This is a genomic window from Rivularia sp. PCC 7116 (genome assembly GCF_000316665.1).
Lineage (GTDB): Bacteria > Cyanobacteriota > Cyanobacteriia > Cyanobacteriales > Nostocaceae > Rivularia.
On the sequence record NC_019678.1, the window covers coordinates 5,008,775 to 5,021,474 of the forward strand.

A 12,700-nucleotide genomic window follows, 5' to 3' on the forward strand; every position below is an offset into this window, starting at 1 on the left:
TGCAAAAATTTATGCTTTGCTTTCCTAATTGCGTTCTGCTCTCTATGACTTTTTCTTACGTTTTAACGCAGAACCAGCACCATATGCTCCAAAAGCTATAAATCCTAGTATCGCTGTTGGTTCCGGAACACTTTGAGCTTGTACAAATGAAACCTTATCCGTACTTAGTTCAGCATAATCAAATGCTAAGTATGGTTCGTCAGGTGCGATGATTTTAGCTTCGAGATAACCATCAAAATCACCATTAGCATTTTCAGAAAATATCTCAGCAAAATTCAGTTCAACATAGGCTGCTTGAATCAAACCATCCTGTCCTTTATTATTTTTCTGTTTTGTTAATTGTTTTGTAATTGTATCTCCATCTGCGTTAGTAAATTCAACCTTTGCATCTTTAACATCATAGTCACCAAACAACATGTTGAAATACATAGTAGTATCTTTTATGATGTCACCTTTAGCTACAGAAAAATCAAAATTGAAGCCAGGGAGAGGTACTTTACTATCCTTTACTTCTTCTTGAGTAAATCCTTTTTTTTCTAGATTATAGTTGTTCTTTATTCTACCGTTATCATTATATTTCTTTGTTTTAATAAAAGTCGTTGATAAAGAGATATCAGTAAATTTCGAGCCACTACTCCCATTATCCACAAATCCACTTCCGGTAATTAAACTATTACCCTTTTCCATACCGGAGCGGTTATCGAAATCATCTCCACTTCCTTTAGCTAATGTTTCATCTTTATTTAAATCTGGCAATAAATCGCCTACTCCTAATACACCTCTCCCATCAATATTTGCATCACCACCATAAGCTCCTTGGTAATCTACTCCTGTTCCATACCCGAAACCATCTTTATCACCTATTGTAATACTGTTAAAACCAGCAGCTTGAGCCGCATTAGCATAAGCAACAGTAGCAATAGTAGATGCAGCAGCGATAGTAAATAGTTTCTTCAACACGATCAAAATCCCTTCTCTTAATTATTGCTTGTTTTCTCAATCTTCTCTTTCGAGTTGATATTCAAATTGTGCGCTGCATCTAAGGCAAAATATTAGAGGAAATGTACTGAATTATTCAAAAAAAATCTCAAAGAATAAAAATGTATTTTTTATCAGTAATTACCAAGGTTTACATACTGAAACAATACAATTTTTACTATTAATATAAATACATCGTAAAGCGTTTATATAGATATTAACGAAGAAGTTAGATATTCATCTACGCAGGGTCTTAACTTTATCGGTAATTTAAATTGTCGGAATTAATTTAAGGATAAACAAAAGAAAATCTTGTATCTTTTCGGTAAATCTGGGCAAAAAAAAGAAGAATACAGTCTATGCTTCTTCCTTTGTGTCACTATTTGTTAGTCGCTGAATTAATTCCAATCCTGTTCTTCCTTCTTCCCTTTAGTGCGGTAAATTCCACCAACGGCGTGAATTGCTCGGGTTTTCTCAAAAAGCTCGTCTTCTGTAATTCCCCATTTTTGCAGCACCTCATCCAAACCCTGTTGAATATCAAAAGCACCGGGAAAATTATGATAGCGAATTCGTAATCTGGCTAATTCTGCCAAATTGACATCGCTCGCTTCCCCTACCAATAAACTTTCTAGTAAAGGGCGATCGCGATTGTATTGCGGATGCTGTTGTTCTTTATTTTGTTCGCTCATTGCAATTAGTAGTTAGTAGTTAGTAGTTAGTGGTTAGTAGTTTCCAGTGGCGGCTCGTTCCAAGTCTCTGACTTGGAATGCCATTTTCTTGAGGCTCTGCCTCTTATATAACAGGAGGCGGAGCCTCCAATACTGTATTCCTTGCCGGAGACAAGGAACAAGTTATCGCCAAAAAAACAACACTCAGCCCGAAAAATCAAGCTGAGTAAATAATATTTAATATCTAATCCTAAATATGAAAAAGATTTCTAGCTGGTAAATATTAACTGTTGACTGTTAACTGCTTCCAACACCAAGTAAACAAAGTACCGCCAACTACTAATTTTGAGACTTCTAGCAACCAGTAACCACCATGCAATAAATTCATATTCGCGGGAATTTCGTTAATTGCTGCAAACCAATTTAACTGCAATCCAATCGCGGACATTTCTGGAGTTAAAAGATAAGTATCAACAAAAGCGATGGCGACTAATAGATTTGCACCAAAAATAATCTTTTTTTGCCAGTTTAAATTAATTTGACTAGAAGCTAAGACTCCAGTTAATACTAATCCCGCACACAACAATTCAACGCGGTTAAAACTCCAGAAAATTGTATAGCCAGCAGATGCAAAACTTGATTGAGTCATCATTCCAGAAACATAAAGACTAGGCATAATTACCCAATCTAAAATGACACTGGCACTAAGCCAGAAACCCAAAGTTAAAATAACAACATTTAGCCAAACTGGACGCTTAAATTCTACGCTGGAAGTGGAAATGGTATTCATGAAAAAAATAATTGCTTCGTTATATTTTTAGTGTGAAACATAAAAAGTTATTTTGACTACTAATCTCAACTATCCTTTACAAAACAATGGTCTTTTTACGAAAAAATAGTCTTTCACCCAGGTTTATTCATTACATTTCTTAATAATTTTAGATGTATGAACCCAGTGAATCCATACATTTTGAATTACCTCAAAAACGCCATATAAAGCGGGCAAGGATGCCCGCATTGTAATAGATGTTCTATTTTAGTTGTCCTTGTTTCTAACTTGAGCCTATAAACGAGCTTTTAAGGCTTTGCTTCCAGCTATTCATGGAAGTGTAATTTACTAGTTTGAACGCACTTTGTCCGAGATGGGACTTTGCAATTCATGACTCACCGAAAGGATTCAATAACTACAGACGCTCCAGCCAAGCCAATTAGAACGATTCCAGAACGCCAAATACATTCAAATACTAGGGGAAATAAGCTGATAGCTATATGAGAAGTGCCGAGAATCCCGGATAAACAAGCGGCGAATGTAAAGCCTAATACGATGAACATGAAATATTTAAGAGCTTTTAAAATTAATCTGAATAGAGGACTAAATTTATTAGTAGTCATTTCAAGGTACTCCTGATTGTTTGAGTTGGGAAGAAGAAAATATCTAATCTGAAATGTAGCTAACAAAAAAGCCGGGAAGCATGACAATACTTCACCGGCTCGTAAACTTCCTGTTTATCGATAGCCAAGTTTAATTTTTTATTTGCGATTTTTGATTACTTGATAAACTTTTCAGACAAATCGGACAGATGCCATTGATTCCAAGTGTTCGTTACTTGATGATAAGCATTCTGAATTGGTTCTATCTGTTGCGGTTTTAATAAGTAGCGGTAGCAGATATGGCTACCTAAATAAACTGCCAGTTCGTGGTTTTTCTTTTCGCTGCTAATACGAAATTCACCGTGCCCTGTTTCACATAGAGCTTGAATCAATAGAAAACTCATATGAGAAAACACCACTGGTAGTACCAATGTATTTGATGAGTTTGATTGCTGTGTTACTGTTGCTTTTTTGCCAGATTTGTCTCCTATCCGCAGATACATCCTCATTGGCTGCGCTGTTTCTAAGAATTCCTGCAATTGTGGGAAGGTCATGTTTTAGTTCTCCGTGAGAATAGCCATTTTTTATCGCTGCCTCGATTCAGGTATTCACTCAACTTTTAGAGAATCATTATTTGTACCTATTATAAATGTAAATTTGATTGTTGTGTAAATTTTACATACATAATATTTGATAAAAAAGTAGCCTTTGATACTTTTTTGGGATATATGTGATTTTTGTTGTTAATGCTATATACACCTTTAGATAGATACTTACCTAGATACACGATTAGCAGAGTTAAGTCTTGTTTCGCTTCATCTATAATTCTCTGCTAGCATTAAAATACCTGAAACTACCTATGTATATGGCTTTCAGTATTAATATTATCTTAATTCAATATCTCCAAAAATTGAATCTAAGATTTCAATTTATGTATTTGTGTGGATATATACAAAATAAAAGTAAATTTGTTTTACATTGAAATGGGATTGACAAGAGGAGTGAAAATCATGGGTAAGGATAAAATCGAAAAACAAGAAAAGTTGCGAGAAATGCTGCTGTTCTTTCTAAATGAGATGGGAGCAACACAGGTCGAATTATCGAAGGGAATGGGTGTTAGTCGTCCGGTAGTAATTGATTTTTTGAATCGGGAAAAGGATTATTTACCAGTTAGCAGCGAAGGATTGGTTAAATTATGCGAAAATTTGAACAAGCACCGACCTTCTAAAAGAAAATCGAAGAAAGACAGCGATGAAGATGAATTAAGCCTGACTCCCGATAAAATGAGGCAAAAATTGGGAGAAATCGGTGCTGACGAGCTTTTGGAATCTGCTGGTTTTTTACCAGACAAAACTGAAAGTATTCGCGTTACTCCAGAAAGATTTTTTCAAGTTGCTCAGATAGTTGCATTGCTTGAGTTGTTGGATTTTGAAGATTTGCTTTCAACGACTAAGGAGTTTTTGGCTATTGCTAGCAATAAATTAACTATTGCGAGTACGAAATGGTTTGACGATTATCAGGATGATGATGCCCTAAAAGCTTTAATCGCAAAACTTTGGCAGCCTCAACCGACATTAGGTTTAAAGTTGAAGTTGCAGGTAATCCAAAAATTGGAGTCGAGTCGAAATAATCTCAGGAATGCGGGTAAAAAGAGTTTTAGCCGTGAAGAAGCTATTTCACTATTTCTCAGTATTTTAATTAAAGAAAGAATCAATGATGAAGTTTCATTACACGCAAGAATTAAAAAGCTAGAATTTCAGACTTTGTCTCGCTCTATTGATGACAATGAGGAATATAGGGGCATTTATAAGCAATTGGAAAAAATTGCTTATAGTGCAGAGTCCGAACTTCAAACACCTGGAGTCTCTCGCAAAAAGCACCCAGAAACCGGAATTTTGGATTCTATTCAACCCGTAATTATGGCGATCGCTACTTGTAATTTTGGTACGGATAAGGAAAATAGCGAACCTTTAGAGTGGGTATATACATCTAGCAACACTATGATAGAAAACGCTATTAGTGCCTGTACTTTAAATATGGGTTTGAAGGAAGATACTTTATTAACAATTTCTACGAATACTCTCGATAGCAGCATTCATTCTTTAGTTGAAACGACGGTAATTTTAGGAGAAAAACAGCAATATCAAGGGATTTGGGTTGATAGAGATTCGATGACGGTATTGTTGCAGGCTATTGTTTGTGCTGTAAAACAATGGTTTGCCGATAAAAATAGAAAACAAGAGCTTGAGAGCAAGGTTTATGTATCGGCTTGCAGAAATCTTGCCCAATTAAGAAAGAGATTAATCAAGGTAAGAAAAGCATTTCATAATTTTCAATTTTTAGATGAAGGCTGCCAAGTATCGGAAATCAAGAAAATTGCCGATGAAGCGAAGCAGCATTTAATGGAAATTCCTGCTGCCGATATTTATTTTACTTATCGTCTAAATTTTTATCGCTGTTACTGTTTGGCTAAACGATTAGAATTAAGATTATCAAATTTTCAAGGTAATATCATTAATGCTAAATCGTTAATAATAGAGCTTACAGATGCTATCAATCATCCCGAAAAGTTTCAACTATATATAGATAAAAATGAGCTTTCTCCTATCGAAGCTTTAATTCATTCCGAAATTTATTTATACGAACTTTCTGCGGGGCACAGTCCGAAAATATTTAAAGAAATACATCAAAATCCTTCGATTGATTTTGGTCAATGGCATCAGAAAATTATCAAAGTCAGAAATACAAATTCTTGCTACAAAGATGCTGGTTTAGATGTTTATGAATCGTTATCGGAAATCAATGGTAATATTGCCAGGGTTTATTTCTATATTTCTGATGATGTCACAGATTTAGAACAAGTGCCCGGTATTTTTCTACAAGCAGCGTATTATGCATTACGCATCGGTTTAATTCAGCGCGTATCTCGATGGATTGCCTTAGCAGGAAGAGTTTGGGTAAGATTAAAAAATGAAAAATTTGCCTTGCAAGCTTTAAACTTATCGGAAAAACTTGCAAAAACTGACCTCACAACTGGGCACAGCGATAATTTTTGTCAAGCAGTTCTTTCAGAAATTCATTTGTTAAAAGGAGAATACCTGTTATTAATCCAAAACGATGAGGTCGCCGCATTAGAAAATTTTATTCAGGCGCTGAAAGGTTCTGTATATTTGGGTTTGAATCGTCGCATTTGCGATTCTTTATTCAATATATATAGATGCTCGCAAAAGCTAGGTAGTCTTAGCCTCAAAGAAGGATTAAATCGAGTATTTACTGAAGAAGAAAAGCTGATTAAAGTAAATATCAAGAAGCTGAATCCTATGAGCAACCATAATTCAGAAAAAGTCTTAGAAATGCTTTGCAATTTATACAGTAGAGAAGACAATCCCACCTGGTTTCAAGTACGCGGTGATTTTTCCAATCTTGCAGCCAATATATGGCAAACTTGGCATCAAGATACATCTGAAAATCAAGCAGTTCACATACACCCCATTGCTAAGAAAATTGAGGAAGGTACATGGCTTTGTCAGGTTGAGTAGGAAAGAAAAATTTGAAAAATTTTAGTCACTAGGGATAAAAAAAAATATATATAAATATCTTGCATCAATCTCAACCAGCGAAAATCAACCCAGTTTATCAAAGTTGATTCCGGTAAATTCTAGCTCCTTGACTCGTTGCCTGCCTCAGGGTTGAGAATGTAATTCATGAAGGCTCTGGCTCCAGTATTTTGACTGCTGGAATGATGCCTCTGTAATTAAGTGAGATATTTAAGTCGCAATTGTATCGGATTTAGCTAATCAAATACTGTATCGCTGATTTGAAAACACTTCTTAATTACCTCTTACCTGTTATCCTATGCCCAATTTAACTTCAAATTGTTAAAAAACCACTAATTTGTTATCATCTTCTCACTCAACCCTATTAATTGCTGCTGTAGTTCAGATAGCTGGTATTATTTGTTTGCTTGAGGTAACTTACTTGTAAGTAATTTATCTATATAAATCTTAGTCTAACTTTGATTATGTCAAGATTTGCAAACAGTCTAAATCTGTAATGTTATTGAGGGTTTATTATCAGAAATAAATTTTAGTAGTGAGTATTTAAATACTTCTATAGATAGATTAAATAAAGTTTGAATATGTGGGAAAGGAGTATTGTTAGATACTTTAAGAAAAGCTAAACACTAGTTCATTATTGCTGCTTGACACGGTAGAGTTGATTCAATTGATGTCTATTAAATTAAGTATCTCTAAAAGCTTACAAACAACATAACACAGGGATATGTTGCTAGCGCGTCTCCTCCACATAAATTCAAACAAGAAATACGATTTTGACCTTAGGGAGACAAGTTGTTTCCTCTAATACATAAATGGGGCATTATGTGGCATAAACAAAAGAACAGAAATCCAATAGTTAGTTTAACTTTATTGTTGGCGTTGGCATCAACACCGATGATGACTAGCTTATTCAAATCGGACTATGCATTGGCGCAATCGCCGAGTGAAACACCATCTTTTCCGCTTCCTACGGCAGTACCGAATGATGCCAAAATTCGGATAGATGGTTCCGCTAGCATGACAACAGCCAATCAAGCGTTAAAAGAACGTTTCGAGAAAAAGTATTCCGGCACTAACGTTGAGCTTGCTACAAATGGAACAAACGACGCGCTCAAGGCTTTGCAAGAAGGCGAAATAGATATTGCCGCAATTGGACGTGGTTTAACTCCTGAAGAAGAAAAATTAGGTTTAAAGCAACAGCGTTTGCGTAGAGAAAAAATCGCGATCGTCGTTGGTAAGGATAATCCTTACAAAGGTGATTTAAAGAATGATAAATTTACTAAGATTTATCGCGGGGAAATTACCAATTGGTCGGAGCTTGGCGGACCTAATAAAAAAATTAGAGTAATCGATCGTCCCGATTCGAGCGATACTCGCGAAGCTTTCCGTAACTATCCCCTTTTCGCTGGTAATTTAGACACTGGTGCTTCTGCGACTCAGTTAGATAGTGACGATCCAGCTGAAGTTGTCAAGCAATTAGGTGATGATGGTATCGGGTTCGTTTTAGCAAATCAGGTCTCAAAACTAGATAACGTGCGTATTTTGAGTATGCACAAAACCTTACCTGATGACCCCAGATATCCTTATTCTCAACCTTTAGTTTACGTATTTAAGGAAAATCCTTCCGAAGCAGTTAAAAGCTTTGTTGGTTTCGCAACAGCAAAACCCGGACGGGAAGCAATAGAAGCGGGTAGAGAAGCCGAAGCGGCAGCAGTTGCAGCTACCGTTGCTCGTGCAGTTGGGGAAGCTCCCAATGAAGATGCAGCAGCTACGCCAACCGTTACTCCCGCTACTGCTGATGGAGAAGCTGCCGGTACTGGCAACGAACAAGCCGCTACCACAGATGAAAAAGCTGCCGGTACCGGAAATGACACTGCAACTAATGGTAATAATACAGATGGTGTTGGTCCTGCTACCAATACATCTGCTACTGATAGTAATCCGAGTGCATTTATACCGGGAACTAATGCTGGTGTTGCAGCAGAAGCTGGTGAAAATACTATACCCTGGTGGTGGATTTTATTACCTGTAGCAGCTATTGGAGCATTAGCTTTGTGGTGGTTGTTGGGAAGACGCAAGTCTCAAGAAGAAGATACGGTAGCTCGTGGTGTATTGCCGAAAGATTCTCCTCCTCCTTTTACTCCCACTTCTATAACTGGGCCAGTTAAGGAACCCGTCGCCAATACTCCCGTTGAACCCACCGCAGGAATTAATACAGCAGCAGTAGAAACTCCACCCAATACAACACCCGGAATCAATACAGCAGGAATTGCAGCAGGTGCAGCAGGTGTAGGACTTGGAGCCGCAGCCCTTGCCGGTAGAGATAAAGATAATACATCCGAAAACCGCGATACGCCTTTAAATGAAAACTCTCCGGAATTGCGGTTAGATCAACCCACCCCAGGAATTAATACAGAACCCGTAGAAACTCCACCCAATACAACACCCGGAATCAATACAGCAGGAATTGCAGCAGGTATAGCAGGCTTGGGACTTGGAGCCGCAGCCCTTGCCGGTAAAGATAAAGACAATACATCCGAAAACCGCGATACACCTTTAAATGAAAATTCTCCAGAATTGCGGTTAGATACGCCAGATGTGGAATTACCAAGTGCTTCCGGTAGAGATTTAGATGTATATGCGCCGGATGTTGAATTGCCAAATGTTTCGGATCGAGATTTAGATGTAGAAGTCTCAGAAGATTGGCAGCAACAGGATATTCCCGATACCAGTTTGGATTTAGAAGCACCAGCCGCTGTTGTTAACACTTCTTATCATTCATTACCGCGAATTTCTACTCCAACTGATGCAGAAACTCCTCCAGTAACAGAACAGGAAGTTTCCGATAGTCAACCAGAAGAAAACAATCCTTCCCCTCAACAAGAATTACCATCTGCTTCCACAAATAACTGGCTTGGAAACTTTGCTGCCGGAGCCGGTGCTGCTGCTGCCGCAGGTGCTGGTGCTGCTGCCCTTGGCGCAGAGAAAATCAAATCTAAATTGGCTGGTAAAGACGCTTCAGAATCCACTGAAGACGAGCAAGTTGATTCGGAATCCCTAGAAATTAACGGAACTGTTCCTTATCCTCAACTACCTGATGTTTGGGATTCTGACAAGCAATCAGCAAGCAATCAGCAAGAAACATCATCTTTAATTGCAGACAATACCGATTTAGAGCAACCACCACAAACTTCACCTTCCGATTTGTGGGGAACTTCCCAAACAGAACAACCAATCGATCCTGAGCAGCAAGAAACATCATCTTTAATTGCAGACAATACCGATTTAGAGCAACCACCACAAACTTCGCCTTCAGATTTGTGGGGAACTTCCCAAGCAGAACAACCAACCGATCCAGAGCAGCAACAAACCCAGCCAACAGAACAATCAAGTAATCAAGAAGAGGAAGAAGAATCATCTTTTTCTTTGGGTGGCATGGCAGCAGGAGCCGCCGCTGGTTTGGCGGGAGCTGCGGCAATTGGTTCGAGTTTATTGAATCGCGATGGCGATACATCCGATGACAGTGAAAATGCTGGCGAAAATAATAGCGTAGAACAAGAGCCAACCAGCGAAAACCAAGATGCTCAGGATAGTAGCGGTGGTTTAGGAACTGGATGGTTTTTGAATCGTTTCAGAGGAAATACACAGGATGCAACTGATGATACTCAAACATCAGAAATTCCACAAAATTCCGAATTGCCAGAAGTTCGTATAACAAGCGAAAACGAGCAGCTAGCAGATGCTCAAACACTACCGCAAGAACAAACGAATACCGATGGTTTACCAAACGTTTGGGTAAATCAATCAAACCCACAACCTACCACAGAAGAAACCGTTTCCGAAGAAGCTATTGCCCAATTTGGTGCGACAGTAACGAACGAAAATGGTTCTGCAAATGATTCCTCATCTACTGGTGATACGGCATTAGCAGCAGGAGCCGGTATTGGAGCCTTTGCCCTTTCTTCTCAGATGCTTCGTAATAACGAAGATGATTTAGAAGATATTCAAACTTCAACACCTGAATCATCCTTGGGTGAAAACGAAGCCTTAGATCAAATTGCCAACCAAGCAGAAATCGATACCGAAATTCGTACACCCGAGCAAAAACGGGATGCAGGCGATACTGATTGGGATAGAATTTACGGCATCCATCATAATGGTGCTACCGCAGTACCCGGTGAAAGCAACATACTATTAGCAAATCGGACTCCAAAATGGGCTTATGCTTCTTGGAATATTGCACCTGCCGATAGAGAAGCAATGCAAAACCAAGGTGCTAATCAGTTGGTATTGCGACTGTATGACGTAACTAACGTCGATCTTAGCTATCAAAATCCCAGAATGGTACAACAGTACGAATGCGAGGAAACAGTTAATCATCGTTATGTAGCTATACCCAATGCCGATAGAGATTATATTACCGAAATCGGCTATCTTACCCAAGATAAAGATTGGTTATTAGTATCGCGATCTCCCATTGTGCGGGTATTCAGTCGTCCCCATAAAGACTTCTGGTTTGAAGCCGATGCGGAATTAATTATTCATGGTGCAACCGAACCAGGTGCCACTGTAACTATTGATGGACACAACATCAAAGTCAAGCAAGACGGCACTTTCCATTTACGGGTGCCCTTTACCGAAAGCTTGATTAACTACTTAATTACCGCAGTAGCACCTGATAGCGAGCAAGCTAAAACCATTCACATGCAATTTTCTCAGCAGGAAAGAAAGAACAGTTAGCAGTTAACAGTTAGCAGTTAACAGTGAAAATTGAATAAATTTTATTTGAAATGCTCTGGTGATTAAAGTGCCAGAGCATTTTTTTATGTAGTTTTCTTATAAGTCGAATATATCAAAAACCTCACCCCGCCCTGTGGGCACCCCTCTCCTTGTTAAGGAGAAGGGAAAAAGTTTGTTTTTCAAATTAAAATTTATCTTATTTTCGGTTAACCGAAATCAATTTATTCCTACAAGCCGAACTCTTTATTAACTACTCACTGCTAACTGTTAACTGTTCACTGTTCACTGTTCGGTATTCATCATTTAAAAATTCATAAAAACCGAATTTCGCTTGCATTTAACTTTGATTAATATAAGAACAACGAGGCAATGAATTAATTATAATTCCCAAATAAAGGTAGAACCATGACATTAGTAACCTGGAATCCCTGGCAAGAATTGAACGCTTTACAAAGTCAATTAGATAGAGAATTTGTTAAAGTACCAGCAGCCGAATTACAAGCAGATGAGGAGGCTATTTATTTAAGACTAGAACTTCCTGGAATGGAAGCTAAAGATTTAGATATAGAAGTAACAGAAAAAGCTGTTTCTATAACTGCTCAAAGAAAAAATCAAAGCGAAAATCAAGAAAATGGTGCTTTTAGAACTGAATTCCACTATGGTAAATTCCATCGTGTAATTCCTCTACCAGCAAGAGTTCAAAATACCAACGTTTCCGCAGATTATAAAGATGGTATTTTGAATCTAACTTTACCTAAGACTGAGGCGGAAAAGCATAAGGTTGTTAAAGTTAGCTTGGGTGATGCTGCTTAATCATAGGTTATAAAAGTTGTAATATAACTTAAATAAGGTTCCTAGGGTAGAATGAATCCTTCCCTAGGAACCTTATTTTTATACATTTAGCTCAAGCCGTATCATGTCAAATCTAATATTTAAGCGCCGTAACGTCTGTAAAGTCATTACGGCGCTTTTGCATTGCTTTATTTTTAATCAAAGCCTTGAAGAACTTATCATTTTTTTCACATAATTATGGGTGATTTAAGTCACGCATATACTTAAGTAATATGATATTCTTAAAATCATATCAACAGCTTGTTAGCTTGATTTATCTGGTTATGTAATTTTCGACGTTTATTTTAAGATAGATGTCGATAAGCCTACAAAACTAAATTCCATTGCAAAATGTTTCAGTGATGGATTATTTCTATTTGGTATAAGGGTGCGAGCTTCGGAATTATCTTGTAAAACTCCTTCTATTGTTGGAGTCATTAAATCATTTCCTGTTTAATCGGTAACGAGCTTTAAATGTATTTGAATAAATCGTTGTGCTTTGGAGCATTTGTGCTTCATAAGTACTAAAAAACTATTGCCAATTGAACATCAAGA

Annotated in this window: 9 protein-coding genes; 3 read left to right on the plus strand and 6 right to left on the minus strand. The window is 37.6% G+C overall.

Features of this window, described 5'->3' with window-relative positions; genetic code table 11:
• Positions 1 to 42 precede the first annotated feature (42 nt).
• The 5 genes from RIV7116_RS19405 to RIV7116_RS19420 form a co-directional block, all read right to left on the minus strand.
• The gene (locus tag RIV7116_RS19405; RefSeq protein WP_015120012.1) at positions 43 to 960 is read right to left on the minus strand and encodes a PEP-CTERM sorting domain-containing protein; all 918 of its coding nucleotides are present in this window, start codon (positions 958 to 960) and stop codon (positions 43 to 45) included.
• Between the two features lie 416 nt (positions 961 to 1,376).
• Positions 1,377 to 1,667, minus strand: a complete 291-nt coding sequence (locus RIV7116_RS19410) for a DUF3288 family protein (protein ID WP_015120013.1) — start codon at positions 1,665 to 1,667, stop codon at positions 1,377 to 1,379.
• A gap of 262 nt (positions 1,668 to 1,929) precedes the next feature.
• On the minus strand, positions 1,930 to 2,436 hold the full coding sequence (locus tag RIV7116_RS19415) for a hypothetical protein (RefSeq protein ID WP_015120014.1): 507 nt from the start codon (positions 2,434 to 2,436) through the stop codon (positions 1,930 to 1,932).
• Positions 2,437 to 2,810: 374 nt separating this feature from the next.
• Positions 2,811 to 3,038, minus strand: coding sequence for a hypothetical protein (locus RIV7116_RS35930; protein WP_015120015.1), 228 nt, complete (start codon positions 3,036 to 3,038; stop codon positions 2,811 to 2,813).
• A 155-nt stretch (positions 3,039 to 3,193) separates the two neighbouring features.
• The gene (locus RIV7116_RS19420; RefSeq protein WP_015120016.1) at positions 3,194 to 3,571 is read right to left on the minus strand and encodes a hypothetical protein; all 378 of its coding nucleotides are present in this window, start codon (positions 3,569 to 3,571) and stop codon (positions 3,194 to 3,196) included.
• A 456-nt stretch (positions 3,572 to 4,027) separates the two neighbouring features.
• On the opposite strand from RIV7116_RS19420, the gene RIV7116_RS19425 reads away from it, so the two are divergent.
• From RIV7116_RS19425 to RIV7116_RS19440, 3 genes are all read left to right on the plus strand, one after another.
• Positions 4,028 to 6,556, plus strand: coding sequence for a hypothetical protein (locus RIV7116_RS19425; protein ID WP_015120017.1), 2,529 nt, complete (start codon positions 4,028 to 4,030; stop codon positions 6,554 to 6,556).
• An 840-nt stretch (positions 6,557 to 7,396) separates the two neighbouring features.
• Positions 7,397 to 11,314, plus strand: coding sequence for a substrate-binding domain-containing protein (locus RIV7116_RS35935; RefSeq protein ID WP_015120018.1), 3,918 nt, complete (start codon positions 7,397 to 7,399; stop codon positions 11,312 to 11,314).
• Positions 11,315 to 11,719: 405 nt separating this feature from the next.
• Positions 11,720 to 12,127 (plus strand): Hsp20/alpha crystallin family protein, encoded by a 408-nt coding sequence (locus RIV7116_RS19440; RefSeq protein WP_015120019.1) that lies wholly within the window; start codon positions 11,720 to 11,722, stop codon positions 12,125 to 12,127.
• A 318-nt stretch (positions 12,128 to 12,445) separates the two neighbouring features.
• On the opposite strand, the gene RIV7116_RS35940 is transcribed toward RIV7116_RS19440, so the two are convergent.
• On the minus strand, positions 12,446 to 12,583 hold the full coding sequence (locus RIV7116_RS35940; protein WP_015120020.1) for a hypothetical protein: 138 nt from the start codon (positions 12,581 to 12,583) through the stop codon (positions 12,446 to 12,448).
• Positions 12,584 to 12,700: the final 117 nt, after the last annotated feature.

Excerpts from the sequence above, each read along its gene's own strand:
- RIV7116_RS19425 (WP_015120017.1), top strand. The coding sequence starts at position 4,028 with ATGGGTAAGGATAAAATCGAAAAACAAGAAAAGTTGCGAGAAATGCTG.
- RIV7116_RS19440 (WP_015120019.1), top strand. The coding sequence starts at position 11,720 with ATGACATTAGTAACCTGGAATCCCTGGCAAGAATTGAACGCTTTACAA.
- RIV7116_RS35935 (WP_015120018.1), top strand. The coding sequence starts at position 7,397 with ATGTGGCATAAACAAAAGAACAGAAATCCAATAGTTAGTTTAACTTTA.
- RIV7116_RS19415 (WP_015120014.1), bottom strand. The coding sequence starts at position 2,436 with ATGAATACCATTTCCACTTCCAGCGTAGAATTTAAGCGTCCAGTTTGG.
- RIV7116_RS35940 (WP_015120020.1), bottom strand. The coding sequence starts at position 12,583 with ATGACTCCAACAATAGAAGGAGTTTTACAAGATAATTCCGAAGCTCGC.
- RIV7116_RS35930 (WP_015120015.1), bottom strand. The coding sequence starts at position 3,038 with ATGACTACTAATAAATTTAGTCCTCTATTCAGATTAATTTTAAAAGCT.
- RIV7116_RS19410 (WP_015120013.1), bottom strand. The coding sequence starts at position 1,667 with ATGAGCGAACAAAATAAAGAACAACAGCATCCGCAATACAATCGCGAT.
- RIV7116_RS19420 (WP_015120016.1), bottom strand. The coding sequence starts at position 3,571 with ATGACCTTCCCACAATTGCAGGAATTCTTAGAAACAGCGCAGCCAATG.